We start from the raw sequence: 22,297 nt of genomic DNA on the forward strand, positions 1-22,297 counted from the left end.
GAGCTGCACCTCCAAGCCAGGCCGAACACGTCGGCGCGGTAGGGGCGGGGTGGCAGACGCAGTCCCTACGGGCCCTAGCGGGACTTGTGGTCTCTGCCATTATCACGCTGAAATGTCCAGCAGACTGAACGACGCACCGAAGAACAAGTGCACTCATGCCCACATCTACCAGCGGACTCTCCAACCGCTGGGTTGGGTGACCACTGCGGACGCGCGGTGCGGGCCCTCCTCGGCGAGCGTGCCGACGAGGGCTCGACCGCCTTCGCGCCTCACATCTGCAGATGCGCCTCGCGGTGTGTGACCTGCTCGATCTCTCCCTCGGCCTTGTGCAGCAGCTCACGGGAGAGCTCGTTCAGCGCGCGGGCCGCGGCGATCTCCTCGCCGACCCTGAGCTGTTCCGCGTCGTGCGGATGCCGGGTGGCATGACCACGCGCCCGCATCTCCGTGCCGTCCGGAAGTCTCACCATGGCTGCGGCCCGGGTTTCCTTCTCGACCTCTTTGAACTCCATCTCGATGTGCCAGCCGGCGATCGTCTGCATCACGTCCACCTCCTGCCGTCCCGGTACCTATCCAGCCTGCACCCGCACCGGCGCGTAAGGCACGCGGAACCGTCAAAAGCCCGCTGAACCGTCGTTGACCTGCGACGCGGATCGCAGCCCAGGCGCTAAGCGCTTTGCTGCTGGAAGTGCCGCGATGTGCCGTCGATCGGCTGCGGCACCGTCGTAGCTGGTCGCGCAGTTCCCCACGCCCCTTCGGGTCGCCGCCGGACCGCAGCGGACTCCACCCGACCTGCTTAGTGCACCACAGCCCTGAGCACCACGACGACCAGCCCCAGCACCCCCGCGACCAACCCCGTACGGACCAGTGCCGGACCCCGGATCCCACGTCGCCGCGCGGTGACGACACCCCACCCGACCAGCAGCAGCACCGCGGCGCAGTCCGCGATGAGCAACGCCATGGACGGTCCCGCGCCCAGCCCGAAGGCAACGAGCAGCACGATCAGCGGCGGGAACGACGCGCTCACCAACGCCCACTGCCTACGGAGAGTGGACATCAGTCGACGCTTGGCGAAGGCACGCCCCTTGACGGGGCCACGGCCGACTTCGTCGGCGTAGACATGGGTGAGCCAGTAGACCAGCACAGCCACGATGATGCCGAGGACCACGGCACCCAGATGGACCGGCGCCTCGGAGTAGGCAGCCATGAGTTCAGCGGTGATGACCGTGCCCAAGATCCCCTCAACGGGATGGTCCAGGGGCAGTACCAGGCGCCCCAGTGACTTCAGCCGTTCTGGGATCCGCATTGCGTCATCATGCCCGCCGCCAACCCGGTCCCCCGCGCCAGGCCCGGCCCGCGTGTCGTGCGCCTCGACGACTGCGACACAGGCCGTCGACCGTGGAGACGGGAATGTTGACCGGGTGGACGGTGTCGGAGGTCTTCCAGGCCTTACTGATGGCCTTACTGATCGTTTCGGAATGAGGTTCGGAATCGTCTCAAGCAGACGATGCCGCAGGCGAGTTGGAGATCTTCGGTGCTTGCGTACCCGCAAGAGACCGGAAGAATGCTGCCGTATGCCGCGGTCAGTACGGATGCTGGTTCGGCTTCTGGGCCCAGGTGCGGTATGCCTCGGCGCCCATCTCAGGGTAGATCTGCCGGACCAGGATCCGCCGTTGGTCCAGGGGTTTTACGAAGTCCTCGTACTGGAACGCGTCGTCGAAACCGATCGCGCGGGTCGCCTCCAGGTCGGAGCTGAAGTAGACCTCGTCGATCCTTGCCCAGTAGATGGCGCTCATGCACATCGGGCACGGCGCACCGCTGATGTAGATCGAGCACCCCTGGAGCATGCGGGCCCGCTGCGGAACCGGGTCGGGGGAGCCGTCTGGGCGCGGCACGTATGCGAGAGTGCTTTCGTTCTGGTGCTCCTCGGCGATTGACGGCGCCTCAGGATTCAGCCGCTGGACCGCCTTGCGGATGCACTCCACCTCGGCGTGCGCGGTGGGATCCCCGGTCAGTAGCACCCGGTTCTGTCCGCGTGCGATGATCTCGCCGTTACGGGTGATCACCGCGCCGAAGGGGCCGCCCCAGCCGTGTTCCACTGATTCGATGGCCAGTCGGCACGCCTCGGCCAGGAAGTCCTGGTGTCCGAGAGCTGCCTTTTCAGCCAACGCCGCATTGCGTGCCATGGCAGTAGACCTCCGCTCGAGGATGCTGAGGGATCCGCTGATTGAATTCGCTTCTGTTGAACGCGCACCATTTGTTGGGCTTTGCCCTACTGAACTAGGCTACGTGGCATGGGTGCTCGTGCAAGCCGCAGCCCAGGCGGCGACAGCGCGACTGTCGTGATCTCGCAGCGAGTACGCGCGGGCCGGGTTGACGACTACAAACGCTGGCAGGAGAAGACCAACCAGGTCGCGCGCTCCTTCGAAGGATTCGAGAGCGACGAGCTGTACCCGCCCGCTTCGGATGAGGAGAACGAGTGGGTGGAGGTCTTCCGCTTCTCCCACATCCATCAGCTGACCGCGTGGCTGGGCTCGGACGCCCGACAGCGGCTGCTCGACGAGGGCAACGCCCTGCTCGAGGGTCCCCCCACGCAGGAGGTGCTCACCGGCGGAGCGCCAGCTCAGGACGCGGTGACCGCCGTTGTCTCCCATGAGGTGCGGCCCGGCCGGGAGCAGGACTTCGCGCGGTGGCAGGACAAGATGTTGAAAGCTCAGGAGAAGTTCCCCGGATTCATGGGCTCGGAGCTGTTCAAACCGGTGCGTGGCCTGCAGGACCGATGGGTCGTGGTGTTCCGCTTCGACACGCGCGCCCACCTGGAGGAGTGGCTGGCCTCCGACCTCCGGCGCAAGCTGCTGGACGAGGGCCGCGATTGCTTCGTCAGCTACGACGTGCGCAAGATCGGATCGTCGTTCGGCGGCTGGTTCCGGTTTGGCGCGGGGGCGGCGCGGGAGATGCCGCCCAACTGGAAGCAGGCCATGTCGGTGCTCCTGGCCCTGTATCCGACGGTCATGGTCTTGAACCTGACGCTCGGCCCGGCACTCGTGCGGTTCGGCGTGGCCGGATACCTCGGCCTGTTCATCTCCAATATCTGTAGCGTCGCCATACTGACCTGGATCCTGATGCCCCTGGTCAACCGTGGTCTGGCCTTCTGGCTGCTTCCGGAACGCGCCCGGTCCGCACGCGTCCATGTCGCGGGCGCCGCACTGGTGGCGGTCTTTTACGGCGTGCTACTGCTCATCTTCGCTCTGACCACCTGAGAGGAATCCCGCGCTGGCAGGACTCGTGCCGGAAACGCGGAGGGTGGCCGCTCGCCACAGAGCGCTGATGCTGCGCCAACCTCTTGACATCACTTGTCGATACGGCGACTTCACCGACTCTCCGCAGCACAGAGGACTTCATCGGTACAGCGGGCTTCATCGCGCGGCGCCGGGACCTCTCGCACATCGAGCGGATCACTGACCGAACTACAATGGTCACGTACAGCCGCATCTCCAAATTCATCCACCGGCCCCTCGGCGCAACCGGCGGGAACGGTCGGTGGGCGAGGAGGCGGACATGGAGCGCCACGGCTTTGACGGCGGCATCGCCGTCGAGGGGCGCGTTGTCGAACAAGGTGACGCGGACTACGAGCACATCCGCACCACGATGGTGTGGAACGGCGTCAAACCCACCCGTCAGCCCGATGTGATCGTGCGCGCCGCATCGGAGCGCGATGTGCTTGCCGCCGTCCATCTAGCCCGTTCCCGAGGACTACGAGTGGCACTGCGGTCCGGCGGCCACAACTGGTGCGGATCGCCGCTGCGTGACGGCGGGCTGCTGCTCGACCTGTCGGGACTGCGGGAGTGCGTGGTGGACCCGCAGACCCGGACGGCGACCGTGGGGCCCGGCGTCATCGGACGCGAACTCGTCCCGAAGCTCGCCCGGTACGGCCTCGCCTTCTCTTCGGGGCACTGCGGCTCCGTGGCTGTCGGCGGGTACCTGCTGAGCGGCGGGCTCGGATGGGACCCAGGCCGCTGGGGCCCAGCGTGCGCCGGTGTGCGCGGGATCGAGGCGGTGACCGCCGATGGTACACAGGTCCACTGCGACCTCGTGGAGCACCCGGATCTGTTCTGGGCGGCCCGCGGCGCCGGCCCGGGCTTCTTCGCCGCCGTCACTGCCTTCCGGCTCGCACTGCACCCGCTGTCCACCGCGATCACCACGACTGCCTACGTCTTTCCCGTGACCGAGGCCGGGACGGTGGCTCGCTGGGCCATGGACGCCGCGGTCGAGCTCCCACCGGGCGTGGAGCTGAGCTTCGTGCTCGCGGCAGCGGACCCCGGCACCGGACAGCCCGTGGTCACCCTCACCGCCACGGCCTTCGCCGACTCGACCACAGAGGCGGCCGACTGGCTCGGACCGGTCCGGGTGTGTCCGCTCGCCGACCGGGCGCTCTCCCACCAGACCGACGAACCGACTTCCATGGACGCCCTCTACGCGGGATCCACGACCCTCTGGCCGGAGAACCACCGCTACGCCGCCGACACCATGTGGAGCAGCGAGGACCTCACCACCTTGCTGCCGAGACTCGGCACGGCCGTCGCCACGGCCCCCTCCGCCAAGTCGCTCGTCCTGGTCCCTGTCGCCCCCGCGTCCCGGAACCCGGCACTGTGGCAGGACATGGCCTTCTCCGCCCTGGGCGAGTCCTACGCGGTCCCCTACGCGATCTGGACCGACCCGGACGACGACGAGGCCAACGTCCGCTGGCTGCGCGAGACCACCGAGACCATGGCACCTCTCGCCACGGGCCATTACATCGCCGAGGCCGACCTGACCGCCGCCCCCACCCGAGCCGAGCGCTCCTTCACTCCCTCCGCCTGGCAACGCCTGTGCCACCTCCGAACGGAGTTCGACCCCCAGGGCCTCTTCCACTCCTACCTCACCCCGTGACAGGACCGCTAACTCCCGTGTCCGCAGCGGTAGTTGGATCGCACGTCTCCACCATGCGCGGAACGCAGTGCGAGAGCGGTTCACCCTGCTCGACGCGGTACCGCACATCCGCGGGACACGTGGACAAGCCCTCCGGACCGGAAGGCACCGCCCTTCGAGCAGGCCGTCGAGAACGCGTTCCGCACCCGTCACGTCCGGCGCGGCGGTGTGGACGTCCGATGACCGCCAGCCTGCGGCCGGGCCTGGGCTGGAAGGTGGCAGGGTGGAAAAGGGCGCCGGTCGCAGGGGTATCGAGCGGCGGGCGGTTCGGGTGTCGGCTTCGGGAGCACAAGCGTGAACGTGGAGGAAGGAGCCCTGTTCGGGCGGCCGCCCGTCGTGGTGGCACCGGGCGCCGTGCTGGTGCCGGGCTGGTTGGGCCCAGACGCCCAGCGGGAGTTGCTGGAGGCCTGCCGGGGCTGGGCGACCGGGCCCGCGGGCCTGCGCCGCCCGCGGATGCCCGACGGCACTCCGCTGCACATGCGCTCGGTGTGTCTGGGGTGGCATTGGGCTCCGTACCGGTACTCCCGCACCGCCGACGACGTTGACGGCGCGCCGGTGAAGCCGCTGCCCGACTGGCTGGCCGAGTGGGCCCGCACGGGGGTCGGCGACGCCGCCCGGCTGGACGCACGGGTGTGCCGGAGGTGGCAGCAGTACGCCCCCGACGCCGCGATCATCAACTTCTACGATGACGACGACCGGCTGGGCATGCATCAGGACCGGGAGGAGGACAACGCGGCACCGGTGGTCTCGCTCAGCCTGGGCGACAGGTGTGTCTTCCGGTTCGGGCATCCCGGTGGCCGCGGTCGGCCTTGGCAGGATGTGGTCCTGCACAGCGGGGACCTGTTCGTGTTCGGCGGGCCGTCACGCCTCGCCTTTCACGGGGTGGTGCGTACGATCCCCGGCACCGCACCGCCAGAACTGGGCATCCGGCGCGGTCGGGTGAGCGTCACACTTCGCGAGACGGGCCTCACGGACCGCGCGACCAGGCATGTCGGTACCGCCCGCAACTGACGCTCACACAGCGGACTTGAGCCCGTCCAGGTGCCGCCTGCCCGTCCAAGTGCCGCCAAGTTAGTTCATGGCCGCCGCGGTACGCGGCGGTCAACGCCAGCCACAAGACGGCCTGTCCGCCTACCTGTTGGTGGGCGAGCAGATCAACCGCCTGGCGGTGCCGTGGATTCGCGTACCACCAGTGTCACCGGCAGCAGCAGAGAGCGGGCGGTCCTGCCCGGGTCGGCCATGCTGTCCAGCAGCATGCGCGCGGCCTCCGCGCCCACGGCGTGGTGTGGTACGCGCACAGTGGTCAGCGCAGGGCGGAGGCGGGCGAGGAACGGCATGTCGTTGAAGCCGACGACGCTGACCTGGCCCGGGCAGTCGATGCCGCGTTCGGCGAAGACGTCATAACAGCCGAGCGCCAGTAGATCGTTGCCCGCTACCACGGCGGTGAACTGGGCGCGGTGGTCGAGGAGTCGGCGCATCGCCGCTGCTCCCGCCTGCTCGCTCCACTGCGCCGCCTCGGTGATCAGGGCGGGGTCGTCGGCCAGGGAGAGGTCGCGTACGGCGTGCCGGAACGCGCGGGTGCGGGTGGCGCCGGTGGAGGTGGTGGCCGGGCCGCCGATGTGGGCGATACGGGTGTGCCCGAGCCCGGCGAGGTGGTGCACGGCCTGGGTGACGCCCGAGGCGTCGTCGGGGGTGACACAGGGCACGGCGAGGTCCTCAACTCGCCGGTTCACCAACACCATTGGTACGCCCTGGGCGTGCAGCGCCGACAGGTACGGGTGGTGGCGGCGGGCGGTGGCGATGATCAGGCCCTCCGCCTGCCGCTCGCGCAGGGACTCCACGTGGGCCAGCTCGCGCTTCGGATCGTTGCGCGTGTCGACGATCCAGGCGTGGTAACCGGCCGGTTCGAGTTCGCTTTCGATGCCGCGCACGATGGGCGGGAAGAACGGGTTCGTCAGGTCGGGAATGACCAGGCCCACGGTGTGCGAACGCGCCGTCTTCAGGGCGCGGGCCACGGGGTTGGGCCGATAGCCCAGTTCCTGGGCCACCTGCAGGACGCGGCGCGCGGTGTCGGCGTTGACCTGGACACGGGTCGCGGGGTTCAGCGCACGCGAGGCGGTGGCCGGGTGCACACCGGCGGCCCGTGCCACATCACGCAGGCGGTGGGGCCGGGGTGTCGCCTTCGGGGGGCCGTGCTCCTCAGGCGTCAAAGGTGCTCCTTGGTCTTCGGTCGCGTCTCGGGCCGGAGTCGTACGGCGGGAACGCGTAGCCTCACCGCGACCGTGGCTCCAGCAGGCCGCGCTCCGGCTCCAGGGCGGTGGCCAGCGAGCGGTCGCGTGGGCAGTGCCGCATGCGCAGGGCGAGCACGGTACGCAGGGCGCGGCGGTCGACGGTGCCGTCAGGCACCAGACCTTCGTCGGGATCGCGTAACCGTGCCGCGTGCCGGGCGGCTTGTTCGGCGGTCAGGCCGAGGGCGGCGCGGGACTCGCGTAGCACCGCGGCGTCCAGTTCGCCGCGGACGATCAGGCGCGCGGTGGTGCCCAGGGCCTCGGCCAGCGGTCTGGCCGCCCGCACGCCGTGCGCCCCGACGGCCGTCAGCACGGTGCCGAGATAGCGGCCGCACACCTCCACGAGCCCGGCCAACCGCACCGCTCCGGCATCCTGCGCCCGCAGTTCGGCACCCGCGCCGAGCACCGTCGCCGTGCACTGCCCGTCGAGCAGCGCGGCCAGCCGCCGGGGCGTGCCGCCAAGCGGCCGAACCGCGTAATCGGGCCGCCCGGAGCCGGGAGGGCGCAGGCCCAGCGACTCCAGTACCGCGTACAGCCCGAAGGCATAGCCGGAGCCGGGAGCGTCCACCCCCACGGTGGTGCCGCGCAGTTGGGCGGCGGCGGTCACCCCGGGCCGCGCGTACACGCCGAGGCCGAGACCCCGGTCGAGGGCCGCCATGATGCGGGCGTCGCCGGTGCGGCCGAGCGGGTTGTCCGGCGTGAAGCGATAGGCGATGACGTTGTCCGGGCTGGTGAAGGCGGCGTCCAGGGTGCCGTTGAGCAGGTCGCGGAACTGGTCGGGTGCGGACTCGACCTCGACCTCGGTGACGTCGACGCCGTGCTCCTGGAGCAGGCCGACCGAGCGCGCGACGCGCAGCAGCACGGACGGGCTGAAGACTCCGACGCTGAGAGGGCGGTTGGGCATGCGTGCTCCTGACGCGCGATGAGGGCAGGGGCCGGTCCAAGGGTGCACTCCGCTGAGGGCAATCGATTGTGGGGAGTTCGGCCCTTCTTTGACAAGGCAGTGATCTCAGACGGTGCCGGTGCCGACCGCAATCGATTGCGGTCGGTGGATGCGACGGCCCACAGGAGGCGATGACAACGGGAGTGACAGTGAGCGACGCACCAGCCGTTGGCTTGATCGGCACCGGACGCCCGTTGGAGGTACCGCTGCCACCGACCGACGTACCGCTGCCACTGGCCTCGGCGCCCCCCCCAACTCGTCCAGGCGTGCGTCAACTCGCGGCGGTCCGCCGAGGACTTCGCCGTACCGCCGGGCCCGCGGGCCGCCGTGTGCGGGGTCACGCTCACCCCGGAGGATGCCGCCGTGGACGACGGCCTGTCGGGCGACGCATGAGGTCAGGCCAGTACGGTGAGCGCCCCCGGCAGCACTCGGGCGGTGACCGGCAAGGTGGCCTCGACCTCGCCGTCCGCGCCGTAGGGGAGGGGGCGGTCCGCCTCGATGCGTATCTCGCGGCCGCGCAGCACTTCCACTTGCGGGCGGTGGATGTGCCTGCCGTCCTTGAGCTCGTTCATGACGGCGAAGAACAAGGGGCGCGGAGCGGCTTGGATGACGACCACGTCGAGCAGACCATCGTCCACCGCCGCGTTCGGGGCGATGCGCCGATTGAAGCCGTAGAAGCCGGAGTTGGCGGCGACGACGGTGTACCCCCGGCGTTCGTGGACCGTGCCGTCGACGGTGATGCGGTAGTGGGCCGTGCGCCAGGTCACGATGGCGCGCAGCCCGCCGACGTAGTACGAGGCGGCGCCGCGCAGCAGCCGGGAGGCGTTGGCGTGGCGGTTGGCCACCGCGTCAACTCCCGCGTAGACGCTGCCGAGCACGGCCAGGCGTTGGTGGACGGCGGATTCGACCTCGATCGCGTCGATCTTCCGCGGTGTGCCGTGCAGCAGCAGCTCGGCGAGCGCCGTGGTCTCGGTGGGCAGGTGGAGCGCGCGGGCGAAGTCGTTGCCGCGTCCGGCCGGGACGATGCCGACGACGGCGTCGGTCCCGGCGAGGGCGCCCGCGACGCAGCCCGCCATGCCGTCACCGCCGACGCCGAGCACGACGCGTCCCCGCTCGGCGGCCTGGCGGGCCAACGTCCGTGCGTGGTCGAGGCCGCGGCTGTATTCGACCTCAAGCGTGGCCCCGGCGTCGCGAAGCAGCTTGGCGAGCGGGATGAGGGCGGCCGCGCCCTGCGCTCCGCCCGCGGTGGGATTGACGACGGCGGTGAACTGTCGCATGACGGCACTCCGTTGGGCAGGGCGGACGGACGTTACGCGGACGGCGGGGGAGGCAGCAGGACCCCGGGGTTGAGGATGCCGACCGGGTCGAGCTCGTTCTTGACCGCGTGCAGTACCGCCACGCCCAAGGGGCCGATCTCCTGGGCGTACCAGTCGCGGTGGTCGGTGCCGACGCCGTGGTGGTGGCTGATGGTGCCGCCCGCCGCCAGGATCGCGTCGTTGGCCGCCTGCTTGGCGGGCGCCCAGTGCGCCACCGGGTCCTCGCCCTGGGCGGAGACGACGGTGAAGTACAGCGACGCGCCCGCGGGGTAGACGTGCGAGACGTGGCACATCACCAGCGGCGGAGTGCCCGCGCCGGTCAGCGTCTGGGTGAGCGCGTCGCGTACCGCCTCGTAGAGCGCGGGAACATCGGACCAGAAGGCCGCCGTCTCCAGCGTCTCGGCGAACGCCCCGGCGTCCAGCAGCGCGTCGCGCAGATAGGGCGCGGAGAACCTGCCGTGCGCCCACTTGTCGCCGGGCTCCTCGCCGAGGAACTCGCCCCCGGCGTCCCGCAGTACGGCGTGGGCGCGCTTCCTGCGCGCGGCGGTCTCGGCGGGGGTGCCCTCGTAGCCCGCGACGGCCAGGCAGCCGGCGGCGGAATCCAGACCGGCGCCGATCGCCCCGGGGTCGGCCAGGCCGATGAGCGTCTCCGCCTCGTCCGACAGCCGTAGCACGGTCGGCAGCGGCCCGTCCTGGGCGAGGGTGCGCAACGCCGCCTGGCCCGCCGCGAAGGAGGCGAACCGCCAGCCCTCGTAGACCTTGGTCTCGGGCTTCGGCCGAACGCGTACGGTCACGGCGGTGATCACGCCGAACGCGCCCTCGCAGCCCAGTACCAACTGACGCAGGTCCGGCCCGGCGGCGGAGCGGGGCGCCTGGCCGAGTTCCAACGTGCCCTGGGGGGTGGCGACTTGGAGCTTCATCACCATGTCGTCAAAGCGACCGTATCCGGCGGACGCCTGGCCGCTTGAGCGGGCCGCCGCGAAGCCCCCGATCGTCGCCCACTCGAAGGACTGCGGGAAGTGGCCCAGGGTGTAGCCCCGTTCGGCCAGCAGCGCCTCGACCCGCGGGCCGCGCAGGCCCGGTTGGAGGGTGGCGGTGCGGGATACCTCGTCGAGGGAGAGCAACTGGTTCATCCGCCGCAGGTCCAGGGCGACGAAGCCGTCATGGGCGCGGGGGCTGAGTCCGCCGACGACGCAGGTGCCGCCGCCGAACGGGACGACGGCGACGCGGTGTCGGGCGCAGGCGCGCAGTACGGCCAGTACCTCGTCGTGGTCGGCGGGCAGCACCACCGCGTCGGGTGCGTCACTGACCGCGCCGGCGCGGATCCGCAGCAGGTCGGGCGTCGACTTGCCGCGGGTGTGGCGGATCCGGCTCTCGTCGTCGTCATGTATGTGCGCCTCGCCGACCACCTCCGCCAGGGCGGCGCGAACCTGTTCGGCCAGTCGGCTGGGTTGGGGCTTGACGGCCGAAAGCGTCGCGGGCGGTGTGTCGGTCGTCCGTACCCCGAGCAGATCGCGCAGGAGACCGACGACCTTCTCGGGCAGCGGCGCGGCCTTGGCCGGATCGCCCCAGCCGCTCCACAGCATGTCCACCGAACCCACCTGATCACCCGCTTCGTCATGCGGTTGTGCCGGACCCGCGGTACGGGTCGCGGGTTGCCGCGAACCCGTCCGTCGTTACACTGTGACAGATGAAGCCTATCCGTCACAACCGTCGGGACGACGAAACCGTCCTCGACGCGGCACGGGAATGCGTCCTGGCGGTTGGGGTGCGCCGGACGACGCTGACCGATGTCGCGCGCAGGGCCGGGGTGTCCCGCATGACGATCTACCGCCGCTGGCCCGATGTGCGGACCCTGGTCGGCGATGTGATGACGCGCGAGTGGGTGACCGTCGCCCTCGGCGCGATGCCGGACAGCGACGACTCCCGCCCCAGACGGCACCAGTTGGTGAACGGACTGGTCGCCGGACTGCGCGCGTTCCGCGACCATCCGCTGCTGCGCAAGATCCTCGACGTGGACCCCGAACTGCTGCTGCCGTACCTGTTCGACCGGCGCGGAGCCAGCCAGGACGCCCTGCTGGAGTTCATCGAGGACGCCCTGCGGCAGGGCCACCAGGACGGTTCGATTCGCGTGGACCATCCGGTGCGGCAGGCCAGGGCGCTGCTGCTGGTGATGCAGTCCTTCGCGCTGTCGATGCAGACCATGACGGCCGACCGCGACCCGGAACTCGGTGACGCCGCGTTCCACGACGAGCTGCGACACATCCTGGAAAGGACCCTCGCCCCGTGAACCGTCCTGGTTTCGTCCTCACCGCCCGCCGCCGTGCCCGCGAACTGACCGAGTTGGCCGAAGGAACGACGGTTGACGTGCTGGTCATCGGGCTCGGCGCCACCGGTGCCGGCGCCGCGCTGGACGCCGCCTCCCGCGGTCTGTCGGTGGCCGCGATCGACGCGCACGACCTGGCGTTCGGCACCTCGCGCTGGAGCTCCAAGCTGGTCCACGGCGGGCTGCGCTACCTGGCCAGCGGGCAGATAGGCGTGGCGCACGAAAGCGCCGTGGAGCGCGGGGTGTTGATGGAGCGCACCGCCCCTCATCTGGTGCGTGCCCAGCCGTTCGTCATGCCGTTGACCCAGCTCACCCCGCGCCGCAACGCCGCCCTCGCACAGGCCGGGCTGCACGCCGGTGACCTGCTGCGCGTCTCGGCCGGTACCGCGCGGGGGACGCTGCCCGGGCCCCGGCGGCTCTCGGCGGTGGAGACGCTACGGGCGGCGCCCGGTCTGCGCCCGCGGGGGCTGCGCGGCGGACTGCTGTCCTGGGACGGCCAACTCACCGACGACGCACGGCTGGTGACCGCCATCGCCCGCACCGCGGCCGGTCACGGCGCCCGCATCCTGACCAGGACCCGCGCGCTGTCCGTCACCGGCTCCGGTGCCCTGGTGCGCGACGAACTCACCGGCCAGGAAACGCGGATCAAGGCCCGCGCGGTCATCAACGCCACCGGCGTGTGGGCCGGTGAGCTGGTCGGCGACATCAAACTGCGCCCCTCGCGCGGCACCCACCTGGTCCTGCGCGCCAAGAGCCTGGCAGGACTGACCACCGGGCTGCACATCCCCGTCCCCGGTGAGCTGAACCGCTTCGTACTGGCCCTGCCGCAAGGGGACGGCCGGGTGTACGTGGGACTGACCGACGAGCCGGTCGACGGCCCGCTGCCGGACGTGCCCGAAGTGCCGGAGTCCGACATCGGCTTCCTGCTCGACATCCTCGGCGCCGTGCTGGACACACCCGTCCACCGAGGCGACGTGGTGGGCGCGTTCGCCGGGCTGCGCCCGCTGTTGGACGACGCGCCGGACGACGACCGGTCCACCGGCCGCACCTCCGACATCTCACGCCGACACGCCGTACTGACCTCCGGTGACGGTGTCGTGACCATCGTCGGCGGCAAGCTCACCACGTACCGGCGGATGGCCCAGGACGCGGTGGACGCCGCGCTGGCCGCCCGCGGTGTGGCCGCCGCCCCGTGCCGTACCGCCCGGCTGCCGCTGGTCGGCGCGGCCTCGCCCGCGTCACTGGCCGCCGTGTCCGCGCCGCGCCGACTCATCGCCCGCTACGGCACCGAGGCCGCCGCGATCCACGCCCTCGGCGAGCGCGAACCGCGACTGCGCGAGCCGGTGGCCGACGGGGTCGCGGTCACCCGGGCCGAACTCCTTTGGGCGGTACGGCACGAAGGAGCGCTCGACGAGTCCGACCTGCTGGACCGGCGCACCCGGATCGGCCTGGTGCCCACCGACCGCGCCGCCGCGCTCGACGCGGCACGCGAGGCGCTGGCCTCGGCTGCCGCGGAGCCCGCCGGGCGGTGATGGCCGGTCAGCCGCTGTCTTTGCGGAGTGGAGCATTCCGGGCAGGAGTGCGCAACGGTGCACGGGAAGCACTCTGGTCTCGTTGAAGCATCGCGGCCTGTCCCAGCGTTCTCTGGTTCACTACCTGGCGCATTGGGCCCGTTGGGACGACCCTTTTCGGTAGGACCAGTCACCCACCACATCGCCTCGGGCGTCGCTCTGGCAGCCGCCACTTCGCGAAGGGGTTGATCGGATGATCGCGGGCGTTGACGTCAGCTCGTACCAACCCACCAACTACGACACTTCCGGCCTCAGTTTCGTGTTCGTCAAAGCCACCGAGGGCACCGGGTACGTCAACCCGTTACAGGCCGGGCAGGCCGCGCACGGCCGTGCCGCCGGACTCGTGGTGGGCTTCTACCACTACCTGGACTCGTCCGCCAGCATGTGGGCACAGGCCGAGTACTTCGTGCGGCAGTGCGACAGCGTGCCCGGTGACATCCTCGCCTGTGACTGGGAGGAGAGCTCGGTATCCGGCGCGGACAAGGACGCGTTCCTCGCCGCGGTCCGGCAACTGCGGCCGAGCCACCGGCTCGTCCTGTACTGCAACACGTACTTCTGGAAGAACCTGGACACCACCAGCGACTGCGCTGACGGCCTGTGGATCGCGGACATCACCACCGCCGGTCGTCCGCGGGTCCAGCATCCGTGGACCTTCCACCAGTACTCCGACTCCGGTGGCATCGACCGGGATGTCGGCAACTTCGGTTCCGCCACGGAGCTCGTGGCCTGGGCGACCCACACCGACCCCACACCTCCGCCCTGGGAGACTGACATGCCGCAATGGATCGCCGGTTCCGTAACTCCGGGTGCCGAGCCCACGGTTGTGCTCGTCCCGCACGGCAACGCCTGGTCGACGGCACCGCACCGGTGCCTGCATCTGGGCATGGACACGGTCGGCGACCCGTCCGCGCGGGCCAGCGTACGGGTCGCGATCCACAACGGCTCCGGCTGGCGCGAGTCCACCGCGACCGTCAGCGCCTCCGGCGGCACCGTCGATGTCGACCTCACCAACTCCGACGTCAAGATCAGCTTGCAGACCGGCGATCCCGGCGTCGCCTACGCCGTGGAGACCTGGTGACCACGGTCGTGGGCGGCGCCGAGTAGGGCCCGGCGGCGCGGTGTTGTGGCTGGCAGAGCGTGGAGCACGGCGATGGCCGCGGGTCGGGGATCGTCCACACGCGGGCGACCGTCGTGCCCGCCCTGGACCTCCGTCTGGTGACCCTCATGGGGCATGGCTCAGCCTTTGACGACGCCCAACGGCACCAGTCGGGCCACCTTGCGGCACAGCCCCGCGCCCTCGCTCGCCCGCGCCACGGCGTCGATGTCCTTGTATGCCACAGGTGCCTCTTCGGCGAGCCCGCGCAGTGTCGTCCCCCGTACCGCGATGCCGTGCGACTCCAGGTCATCGCGCAGTTCTCGCCCATTCACCTCGCGCATCGCGGCGTGCCTGCTGCGGACACGTCCGGCGCCATGGCAGGTGGAGTGGAACGCGCCGCCGCCGACCGTGCCCACCATGACGTAGGAGGCCGTGCCCATCGTGCCGGGAACGAGCACCGGCTGGCCGACCTCGGCGAGGTCGGGCGGCAGGTCGGGGTGGCCCGGGGGCAGCGCGCGGGTGGCGCCCTTGCGGTGTACACACAGCAGTAGCTCGGCGCCCTCGACACGATGCGTTTCCATCTTGGCCATGTTGTGCGAAATGTCGTAGACCAGGTCAACACCGCAGCCGACCACCGCTTCGAAGGAGTCACGCACCACTTCGGAGAGCAACTGCCGGTTCGCCCGCGCGTAGTTGGCGGCGGCGGCCATCGCGCTCAGATAGGAGCGCCCCTCGGGCGAGTCCACCGGCAGGCAGGCGAGTTGCCGGTCGGGAAGTGTGATCCCGTGCCGCGACATGGCCTGATCCATCGTCCGCACGTAGTCCGTGCAGATCTGGTGCCCGAGGCCGCGAGACCCGCAGTGGATCATCACACACACCTGTCCGACGCTCAGCCCCATCGCCCGCGCGGCGTCCTCGAGGTACACGGTCTCGACGGCCTGCACCTCCAGGAAGTGGTTGCCCGAGCCCAGACTGCCCACCTGTCCCAGACCGCGCTCCAGGGCCTGCTCACTGACGCGATCCGGTTCCGCGCCCGCCAGTACGCCCTCGTCCTCGCAGCGCTCCAGATCACGGCGGACCCCGTGACCGCGGTCCACCGCGTGTTGTGCCCCGCCCTCCAGGATCTGCCTCAGTTCCGACCGACCGACGTGCCAGACCGCCCCATGAGCCGTACCACGCGGGGTGCGGTGGCCGAGCACGTCCATCAGCGCGGGCAAGTGCGAGGCGAGTGCCGCGCGGTCGCATCCCGCGGCAAGCAGTCGCACACCACAGGAGATGTCGAAGCCGACGCCACCAGGAGAGACCACACCACCTGTGGCGACGTCCGTCGCGGCGACGCCGCCGATGGGGAAGCCGTACCCCCAGTGCACGTCGGGCATCGCATACGAGGCGGTGACGATCCCGGGGAGCGTGGCCACGTTCACCACCTGCTGCAACGCCTGGTCGTCGAACGTCCGCGGTAGCAACTCATGGCTGGCGTAGACCACCCCCGGGACCCGCATCTGGCCGTGCTGTGGGATGCGGAACCGGAACGGGCCGTCTTCCACGATTTCGATGGGTGCCGTCTCCGCCGTCTGCACAGTGATCACATCCTTACGGCGAACACCCCCTCCAGGCCTGGTACCCGGCCACCGCGCATCGGAACGCGGTCGCCGCGCCGTTCTGGCGGCCCAGGCATGGCGGGTGGCGTGGCCAGACAGTGCGGTGAGGGCTTGACTGCGGAGCGTGCGGAACGGGGAGTGGCGGCGCGCTGTGGGGCTATCCGCCGAGTCCGGCCTCTTCGAGGTCCAGGGCGCGTTGCAGGCGGCGTCGGGTGGTGCCGCTTATCTGGTTCGCCTCGTACAACCGCTGCAGTTCCGCCGACTCCGCCGCGATCAGGGCGCGGCGCAGGTCGCGGTACGCGTTCGCCGGGTCGGTCTGGTCCTCTTCGATTTCGGTGTCCACCTGTTGCAGGCGGATGTGTATGCGGCGGCGGAGCTGGTCGACGACGACCTCGGGGGCCGCCTGGAGTTCGGCGAGTTGCTCCAGTTCGGCCAGGGCGGCACGGGCGAGGCGGTTGCGGGCGCTGGCTTCTTCGCGGGCGGTGTGTTCGGGCTCCAGGGCGATCCCGGAGCGGCGGACCACCGGGGCCAGGGTGAATCCCTGCACGATCAGGGTGAGGACGACCACCCCGGTGGTCAGCATCAGGATCAACGGCCGGTGCGGCAGCGCTGCTCCGGCGTGGGTGACCAGCGGAATCGACAGGGCGGCGGCCAGTGGCATCACGCCGCGGGTCCCCGCCCAGGAGAGCACCGCCGGAACCCGCAGGGAGACCCCACCACCGCGCCGGTGCTGCATCAGCGCGGACAACGGGAAGACCCACAGCAGCCGCACCGCCAGCACCGTGAACGCCACCGCGGGCACCCACAGCGGCCAACCGTGCTCGTCAGCGGCCAGTTCCCTTATCAGCGTGGGCAGTTCCAGGCCGATGATGGCGAAGACCACGCTCTCCAGCAGGAAGACCACCGTGGCATAGACGGCGTGTACCTGGAGCCTTATCGGTGCGTTGGTCAACCGGTGCCCGGTGCTGCCGAGGATGACTCCGGCGACCACCACCGCCGTCACGCCGGAAGTGTGCAGGTCCTCGGCGAGCACGTAGGCCGCGTACGGGGTGACCAGTGCGATCACCGTCTCCAGCACCGGTTCCTCGGTCCGCTGACGGATCAGCGTCACCACTGCGGCGACCGCGGCGCCGACCAGGGATCCGCCGCCGCCCAGCAGCACGAACTGGCCCACCGCTCCGGGTGCGGAGACCGCGCTGGCCGTCACGGCGGTGCCCACGGCCACTTTGAACAACACCAGACTGGTGGCGTCGTTGAACAGACTCTCCGCCTGCACCATCACCTGGACCCGCGGCGGCAACGACAGCCTGCGCCCCAGCGCCGTAACCGCCACCGGATCGGTGCTGGCCAGCACGGCGCCCAGCACGAACGCCGTCGACGCGGTCAGCGGTGTGACGGCCGAGGCCACCAGACTCACCGCCGCCGCCGACGCCACGACCAGCCCGAGCGCCAGCACGGTCACCGGCCGCCACACCGCCCGCAGTTCGCGCCCGGATATCTCCTCGGCGGAGGCGTACAGCAGCGGGGGCAGAACGCCCACGCTGATCGCTTGAGGAGGCACGTGGATGTCCGGCACCCAGGGCAGCATCCCGATGCCGAGACCGGCCACCACGAGCAGGGAGGGCGCGGGCAACCGCCAGTGCCGGGCCCCGGTCGCCACCGCCGTAGCCAACACCACGAGCAGGAGAACGATGGTCAGGCCGGTCACGTGGTCGCCCTTCGTAGGTAGCGGCTGTTGACAACTGCATCGCCGACCAGACTTCCCGGCACACCTGGCAGGATCCTAACGAACCGTTCACCCGTTGGGCCCCCGCCCAGCGCTGAAGCCGCAGCTCAGCGGCCCCTCCCGGGCTGTCGCACACCACTCGGGCCGATGACGGCAGGTACCCGGCGAGGTGGACGGCGGCGTGAGTGCGACATGTGGGATCCGGGTTGTATATCCCGCTATCCAGCGGTCCGACCCTGGGGGCTCTTTTGATTTTGTGGAGTTTCGATCGGCATAGGCGCCGAGTTGACGTTCTGTATTGACTCAATGTGTTGTTTTTGGTTCGCTTTCCCCGCACTGCGCTAGGCATCAGATCCACCGCAATGTCCGCCACTTCTCTCGGACTCAGGAGATCCCATGCGCAAGTTGTGGGCCGCCGTGGTCGCGGTCGTCCTGGGGGCGGTGCCTGTTGTGGCTGTCCCTGTTGCCGCTCCTGCGGCCTCCGCGCTCGGCAACGGCCTGGCGCTCACCCCGCCGATGGGTTGGAACGACTGGAACGCCTTCGGCTGCGACGTCAGCGAGCAACTCGTCGAGCAGACCGCCGACAAGATCGTCTCCAGCGGGTTGCGCTCCGCTGGCTATCAGTACGTGAACATCGATGACTGCTGGATGGCCAACTCCCGCGACGCGGCCGGGAATCTGGTCCCGGATCCGGTGAAGTTCCCACACGGCATCAAGGGTGTGGCGGACTACGTGCACGCTCGCGGGCTGAAGCTGGGTATCTACGAGAGCGCCGGGACGATGACGTGTGCCGGGTACCCGGGGAGCCTGGGACACGAGCAGCAGGACGCGGACTCCTTCGCGGCCTGGGGAGTTGACTATCTCAAGTACGACAACTGCAACAACCTGGGCATACCCGCGCGTCAGCGATATCAGGCGATGGGCGCGGCGTTGGCCCGCACCGGGCGGCCGATCGTCTACAGCCTGTGTGACTGGGGCCAGGAGGACGTGGCGAGTTGGGGCGGCTCGGTCGGCAACCTGTGGCGTACCACTGGCGACATCGACGCTTCCTACGGCCGGATGCTGTCCATCTTCCATCAGAACGTGGGGCTCGCCGACGCGGCCGGGCCGGGGGCGTGGAACGACCCCGACATGCTGGAGGTCGGCAACGGCATGACCGTCACCGAGGACCGCAGCGAGTTCTCGCTGTGGGCGGAGATGGCTGCTCCGCTGATCGCTGGCACTGATCTGCGCCGTGCGAGCGCCACGACTCTGGCCAGCTATGGCAACAAGGAAGTCATCGCCATCGACCAGGACCGGCTCGGCCGCCAAGGCAGGCCGGTGAGCATGACCGGTGGTTTGGATGTGCTGGCCAAGCCGCTTGCCGACCACAGCGTCGCGGTGGCGCTGTTCAACGAGAACTCCGCACCGGCCCTGATCTCCACCACCACCTCCGCGCTCGGGCTGCCCGCGGCGAACGGTTACACGTTGCGGGATGTGTGGGCGCACACCACTACCGCCACCGCCGGTGCCGTCCGGGCCTTCGTGCCCGCGCACGGGACGGTGATGTACCGCGTCGCGCCGACCGGCACACCGGGCCGCTACGCTCCCCACGTCGTACTGACCACCACCGCCCCCGCGTGGTCGGCGGGCACCTCCGCGACGGTGACTTCGACGTTGGCCAACGACGGTGCCGGGGCCGCCGCGGATGTCCGGTTGGGCATCTCCGCGCCGAACCAGTGGACCGTCACCGCGCTGACCCGCACCCACTTCGCCCGGATACCCCGCGGCGGCCAAGCGGTGGCCACCTTCCGGGTGACCGCGCCCGCCGTACTTCCCGAGCCGATCACCCGGACGACGGTCAGCGGCACCGCCTCCGGGCACGCGTCCGGTGGCACCTGGCGGGTCACCGCGTCGAACCCGGTGGAGCTGTCCGCGCCCGTCAGGGCCCCGTTCCGTACCTTCTCCGACACCACGGCCGTCTTCGGCGCACAGGGCGGCAGGTTCGCCATCGAGGGTGCGGGCGCCGACCTGTGGGGAACCACGGACCAGTACAGCGCGGTCTACCGGCACGCGGCGGAGCACGACGGTTCCACCACCGTGGTCGAGTTGACCGCTCAGGCCCGCACGAGTGAGTGGGCGAAGGCCGGGATCATGGTGCGTGATGACATCACCGCCCCCGGCAGGTCTCCCGGCTATCTGATCCTGGCCGCGGCGCCGGGCAAGGGGTACGTCCTGCAGTGGGACAGCACCGGCAGCGGGCATCTGGACACCAACAGCGCTCCGCCGGACCAGGGGACCGGCACCGCCCGCTATCCCAGCTGGCTCAAGCTGGTCCGCTCCGGTTCCACCTTCACCGGCTACTACTCGACGGACGGCACCTCCTGGACCCGTCTGGCCGCCGCCACGCTTCCCGGTGTGACGGCCACCCAGGACGTTGGTGTGTTCACCAGTTCCCACAGTGACGGCACCTCCGGCGAGGCGGACTTCTCCGACTTCGCCCTGAACTGACCACCCTCTAGGCGAGTTGGCGGGGGCGACGGCAACGTCACCCACGGGCGACTCTGGGCGGCGCGGCGGCCTCACCCGCCGCGCCGCCCCGGTCTGTCAGCGCGTGGCGGCGGTCAGCGAGCGGCGTGTGCCGCCTGCCTCGCGGTCAGTAGGGGGCGCAGCGAGCCGTTGCGCAGGTTGGCCACCAGCCCGGTGGCCAGGCGGCGCAGGACGAGGCTGGTGAGGAAGGCGACGGGCAGGGCGAGGACGGCGGCGCCGAGCACGTCGTGCGGGTAGTGGTCGCCGACGTAGACGCGGGTGAAGCCCTCGATCACCGCGAAGATGGCGGCGATCGCGCTGAGGCGGCGGTCGAGCAGGAAGAGCGCGGCGACCGTGGCGGCGGCGGTGGTGGTGTGGCCGCTGGGGAAGGCGTAGTCGGTGGGCACCGGGCAGGAGTCGACGTAGAAGTCGTGCGGCAGCGAGTAGCACGGACGCACCTCCGCCACCAGTTTCTTCGCGACTTCAGCGACGGCGAACGCCGTCACGACGCAGACCGGCGCGGCCAGCGCGAGCGTCATCGCGGTGGCGTCCCGGCGACGGGCGTTCCACCAGCCCACGACCATGAGCACCGCGAAAACGCCCAGCCCGAGGTTGGTCCACACCTGCATGGGGGTGTTCAGCCAGGGGGTGGCGCGGGCGAAGTCCGTGACGGAGGTGAACAGCGAGCCGTCGATGCCGGAGCCGTCGAAGGCCAGTCGTACTACGGGGTGAAAGGTCATCAGGCCCGCTCTTTCGAAGTCGCCGAAGGAACCACCGCGTGAACATCCGAACGCGGTAAAGTGAATCGGAGACTAACATCTACGCGGGTGTAGAAGTTAATGGCGGTGGCGATCTCTCCAGTTGATGCGGTGTCCGAAAGTCGTGGCACACTCGTGCTCGGCAGAGCTTCTACGTGACGGTAGAAGTTCCGGAACTGCGGATCACGAGCGGAAGGTCGGCCAACCGATGGCGGCAGACGAGCACGGCACGGCGGGGCCGGTGGGCTCGCGGCGGCCGGGCGGGGCGCTGGAGGCCGAGATCCTCACCGTGCTGCATGACACCGCGCAGGCGTTGACCCCCGGCCAGGTGCTGGAGCGCATGGACGACGCCCTGTCGTACAGCACAGTGGTGACCGTGCTGTCCCGTATGCACGGCAAGGGGGTGCTCACCCGCGTCAAGCAGGGCTGGGCCTACGCCTACGCGCCGGTCGCGGACGCCCAGGGGATGACCGCCCGCCGGATGCGGGAGGTGCTTGACAGCGACCCCGACCGGGAGGCGGTGCTCTGCCGGTTCGTCGACGATCTGTCGGCCGACGACGAGCAGTTGCTGCGCCAGCTCCTCGGCGGAGACCTGCCGGGCGTGGGGTGAGGGCGGCGCGGCGACGGCGTCACCGCCGCCGACCGCCAGCCGCTTGCGCCCGGCCCGCTCCAACCAACCCGGCGGTCCGGTAGCGCCCTGAAGGGGGCGTGGCGGACCGCGCGGCCAGCCGTCATGGTGCCGCGGACGATCGGCGGCACATCGCCGCACACCCAGCGGAGCGCTCAGTCGTGGGGCGGGAGGTGGCCGATCTTGTGGTCGGCGACGTTGATGGCTTCGGCCACCAGACGCCGCAGGTGACCGTGGCGCAGTGCGTAGACCACCCGTCGGCCTTCCTTGCGGGTGGTCACCAGAGCGGCGAGGCGCAGTCGGGCCAAGTGCTGGCTGACGGAAGTACGTGTGGCCCCGCATGCCTGCGTGAGCGTGGTGACATCCGCTTCGCCTTCGCCGAGTCTGCGGAGCAGGGCCAGGCGGGTGCGGTCGGCCAGCAGTCCCAACACCTCGACGGCCACCGCGAGGCGTTCGCCGTCATCTGGCTCCTGCGAGCCGTGCGCATCTGATAGATGCGTGCGTGCGCTCATACGCACATAATGAGGGGGAGCCCACCGCGGTGTCCAACCCCAGCCGATCACCCCTGCCG

19 protein-coding genes are annotated in these 22,297 nt (G+C 70.3%); 8 read left to right on the top strand and 11 right to left on the bottom strand.

Going from position 1 to position 22,297, the window contains the following annotated elements; all coding sequences use genetic code 11:
- Window positions 1-269: 269 nt before the first annotated feature.
- The 3 genes from NON19_RS11335 to NON19_RS11345 all read right to left on the bottom strand — a co-directional run bounded on the left by NON19_RS11335 (window position 270) and on the right by NON19_RS11345 (window position 2,183).
- Window positions 270-539 (bottom strand): DUF1876 domain-containing protein, encoded by a 270-nt coding sequence (locus NON19_RS11335; RefSeq protein WP_255926931.1) that lies wholly within the window; start codon window positions 537-539, stop codon window positions 270-272.
- A gap of 254 nt (window positions 540-793) precedes the next feature.
- On the bottom strand, window positions 794-1,303 hold the full coding sequence (locus NON19_RS11340; protein ID WP_255926932.1) for a hypothetical protein: 510 nt from the start codon (window positions 1,301-1,303) through the stop codon (window positions 794-796).
- A 277-nt stretch (window positions 1,304-1,580) separates the two neighbouring features.
- The gene (locus NON19_RS11345) at window positions 1,581-2,183 is read right to left on the bottom strand and encodes a nucleoside deaminase (protein WP_255926933.1); all 603 of its coding nucleotides are present in this window, start codon (window positions 2,181-2,183) and stop codon (window positions 1,581-1,583) included.
- A gap of 108 nt (window positions 2,184-2,291) precedes the next feature.
- Between NON19_RS11345 and NON19_RS11350 the strand changes: the two genes are divergently transcribed.
- The 3 genes from NON19_RS11350 (at window position 2,292) to NON19_RS11360 (ending at window position 5,976) form a co-directional block, all read left to right on the top strand.
- Window positions 2,292-3,257: an antibiotic biosynthesis monooxygenase gene (locus tag NON19_RS11350; protein WP_255926934.1), complete on the top strand. Its 966-nt coding sequence runs from the start codon at window positions 2,292-2,294 to the stop codon at window positions 3,255-3,257.
- A gap of 298 nt (window positions 3,258-3,555) precedes the next feature.
- The gene (locus NON19_RS11355) at window positions 3,556-4,926 is read left to right on the top strand and encodes an FAD-binding oxidoreductase (RefSeq protein ID WP_255926935.1); all 1,371 of its coding nucleotides are present in this window, start codon (window positions 3,556-3,558) and stop codon (window positions 4,924-4,926) included.
- Window positions 4,927-5,259: 333 nt separating this feature from the next.
- Window positions 5,260-5,976: an alpha-ketoglutarate-dependent dioxygenase AlkB family protein gene (locus NON19_RS11360; protein WP_255926936.1), complete on the top strand. Its 717-nt coding sequence runs from the start codon at window positions 5,260-5,262 to the stop codon at window positions 5,974-5,976.
- Window positions 5,977-6,119: 143 nt separating this feature from the next.
- Here NON19_RS11360 and NON19_RS11365 read toward each other — a convergent pair whose 3' ends face one another.
- The 4 genes from NON19_RS11365 to NON19_RS11380 all read right to left on the bottom strand — a co-directional run bounded on the left by NON19_RS11365 (window position 6,120) and on the right by NON19_RS11380 (window position 11,104).
- Window positions 6,120-7,175: a LacI family DNA-binding transcriptional regulator gene (locus tag NON19_RS11365; protein WP_255926937.1), complete on the bottom strand. Its 1,056-nt coding sequence runs from the start codon at window positions 7,173-7,175 to the stop codon at window positions 6,120-6,122.
- A gap of 61 nt (window positions 7,176-7,236) precedes the next feature.
- Window positions 7,237-8,157, bottom strand: a complete 921-nt coding sequence (locus NON19_RS11370; protein ID WP_255926938.1) for an ABC transporter substrate-binding protein — start codon at window positions 8,155-8,157, stop codon at window positions 7,237-7,239.
- Window positions 8,158-8,591: 434 nt separating this feature from the next.
- Window positions 8,592-9,473: a diacylglycerol/lipid kinase family protein gene (locus tag NON19_RS11375; RefSeq protein WP_255926939.1), complete on the bottom strand. Its 882-nt coding sequence runs from the start codon at window positions 9,471-9,473 to the stop codon at window positions 8,592-8,594.
- A 32-nt stretch (window positions 9,474-9,505) separates the two neighbouring features.
- Entirely contained in the window at window positions 9,506-11,104 is a 1,599-nt protein-coding gene (locus NON19_RS11380) for an FAD-binding oxidoreductase (RefSeq protein WP_255926940.1), read from the bottom strand.
- Between the two features lie 98 nt (window positions 11,105-11,202).
- On the opposite strand from NON19_RS11380, the gene NON19_RS11385 reads away from it, so the two are divergent.
- From NON19_RS11385 to NON19_RS33380, 3 genes are all read left to right on the top strand, one after another.
- On the top strand, window positions 11,203-11,802 hold the full coding sequence (locus tag NON19_RS11385; RefSeq protein WP_255926941.1) for a TetR/AcrR family transcriptional regulator: 600 nt from the start codon (window positions 11,203-11,205) through the stop codon (window positions 11,800-11,802).
- Window positions 11,799-13,370, top strand: a complete 1,572-nt coding sequence (locus tag NON19_RS11390; RefSeq protein ID WP_255926943.1) for a glycerol-3-phosphate dehydrogenase/oxidase — start codon at window positions 11,799-11,801, stop codon at window positions 13,368-13,370. The genes NON19_RS11385 and NON19_RS11390 overlap by 4 nt, the downstream gene beginning before the upstream one ends.
- A gap of 232 nt (window positions 13,371-13,602) precedes the next feature.
- On the top strand, window positions 13,603-14,487 hold the full coding sequence (locus tag NON19_RS33380; RefSeq protein ID WP_308213674.1) for a glycoside hydrolase family 25 protein: 885 nt from the start codon (window positions 13,603-13,605) through the stop codon (window positions 14,485-14,487).
- 158 nt (window positions 14,488-14,645) lie between these two features.
- Here NON19_RS33380 and NON19_RS11400 read toward each other — a convergent pair whose 3' ends face one another.
- Both NON19_RS11400 and NON19_RS11405 read right to left on the bottom strand, forming a co-directional pair.
- The gene (locus NON19_RS11400; protein ID WP_308213675.1) at window positions 14,646-16,094 is read right to left on the bottom strand and encodes an RtcB family protein; all 1,449 of its coding nucleotides are present in this window, start codon (window positions 16,092-16,094) and stop codon (window positions 14,646-14,648) included.
- Between the two features lie 169 nt (window positions 16,095-16,263).
- Complete coding sequence (locus NON19_RS11405) at window positions 16,264-17,814, bottom strand: Na+/H+ antiporter (RefSeq protein WP_255926945.1); 1,551 nt, start codon at window positions 17,812-17,814, stop codon at window positions 16,264-16,266.
- A gap of 414 nt (window positions 17,815-18,228) precedes the next feature.
- Here NON19_RS11405 and NON19_RS33640 point away from each other — a divergent pair, with 414 nt between their 5' ends.
- Complete coding sequence (locus tag NON19_RS33640) at window positions 18,229-20,322, top strand: NEW3 domain-containing protein (protein ID WP_255926947.1); 2,094 nt, start codon at window positions 18,229-18,231, stop codon at window positions 20,320-20,322.
- A 113-nt stretch (window positions 20,323-20,435) separates the two neighbouring features.
- Here the strand turns inward: NON19_RS33640 and NON19_RS11415 are convergent, their stop codons facing one another.
- Window positions 20,436-21,080, bottom strand: coding sequence for a phosphatase PAP2 family protein (locus tag NON19_RS11415; protein ID WP_255926949.1), 645 nt, complete (start codon window positions 21,078-21,080; stop codon window positions 20,436-20,438).
- A gap of 226 nt (window positions 21,081-21,306) precedes the next feature.
- On the opposite strand from NON19_RS11415, the gene NON19_RS11420 reads away from it, so the two are divergent.
- On the top strand, window positions 21,307-21,708 hold the full coding sequence (locus tag NON19_RS11420) for a BlaI/MecI/CopY family transcriptional regulator (RefSeq protein ID WP_255926951.1): 402 nt from the start codon (window positions 21,307-21,309) through the stop codon (window positions 21,706-21,708).
- Between the two features lie 173 nt (window positions 21,709-21,881).
- On the opposite strand, the gene NON19_RS11425 is transcribed toward NON19_RS11420, so the two are convergent.
- Window positions 21,882-22,238: an ArsR/SmtB family transcription factor gene (locus tag NON19_RS11425; protein ID WP_255926953.1), complete on the bottom strand. Its 357-nt coding sequence runs from the start codon at window positions 22,236-22,238 to the stop codon at window positions 21,882-21,884.
- Window positions 22,239-22,297 lie beyond the last annotated feature (59 nt).

It is taken from the genome of Streptantibioticus rubrisoli (assembly GCF_024436055.1).
In the GTDB taxonomy this organism is placed as follows: Bacteria; Actinomycetota; Actinomycetes; order Streptomycetales; family Streptomycetaceae; genus Streptantibioticus_A; species Streptantibioticus_A rubrisoli.

Excerpts from the sequence above, each read along its gene's own strand:
- NON19_RS11375 (WP_255926939.1), bottom strand. The coding sequence starts at position 9,473 with ATGCGACAGTTCACCGCCGTCGTCAATCCCACCGCGGGCGGAGCGCAG.
- NON19_RS33380 (WP_308213674.1), top strand. The coding sequence starts at position 13,603 with ATGATCGCGGGCGTTGACGTCAGCTCGTACCAACCCACCAACTACGAC.
- NON19_RS11420 (WP_255926951.1), top strand. The coding sequence starts at position 21,307 with ATGGCGGCAGACGAGCACGGCACGGCGGGGCCGGTGGGCTCGCGGCGG.
- NON19_RS33640 (WP_255926947.1), top strand. The coding sequence starts at position 18,229 with ATGCGCAAGTTGTGGGCCGCCGTGGTCGCGGTCGTCCTGGGGGCGGTG.
- NON19_RS11370 (WP_255926938.1), bottom strand. The coding sequence starts at position 8,157 with ATGCCCAACCGCCCTCTCAGCGTCGGAGTCTTCAGCCCGTCCGTGCTG.
- NON19_RS11340 (WP_255926932.1), bottom strand. The coding sequence starts at position 1,303 with ATGCGGATCCCAGAACGGCTGAAGTCACTGGGGCGCCTGGTACTGCCC.
- NON19_RS11350 (WP_255926934.1), top strand. The coding sequence starts at position 2,292 with ATGGGTGCTCGTGCAAGCCGCAGCCCAGGCGGCGACAGCGCGACTGTC.
- NON19_RS11385 (WP_255926941.1), top strand. The coding sequence starts at position 11,203 with ATGAAGCCTATCCGTCACAACCGTCGGGACGACGAAACCGTCCTCGAC.
- NON19_RS11355 (WP_255926935.1), top strand. The coding sequence starts at position 3,556 with ATGGAGCGCCACGGCTTTGACGGCGGCATCGCCGTCGAGGGGCGCGTT.
- NON19_RS11425 (WP_255926953.1), bottom strand. The coding sequence starts at position 22,238 with ATGAGCGCACGCACGCATCTATCAGATGCGCACGGCTCGCAGGAGCCA.
- NON19_RS11345 (WP_255926933.1), bottom strand. The coding sequence starts at position 2,183 with ATGGCACGCAATGCGGCGTTGGCTGAAAAGGCAGCTCTCGGACACCAG.
- NON19_RS11415 (WP_255926949.1), bottom strand. The coding sequence starts at position 21,080 with ATGACCTTTCACCCCGTAGTACGACTGGCCTTCGACGGCTCCGGCATC.
- NON19_RS11335 (WP_255926931.1), bottom strand. The coding sequence starts at position 539 with ATGCAGACGATCGCCGGCTGGCACATCGAGATGGAGTTCAAAGAGGTC.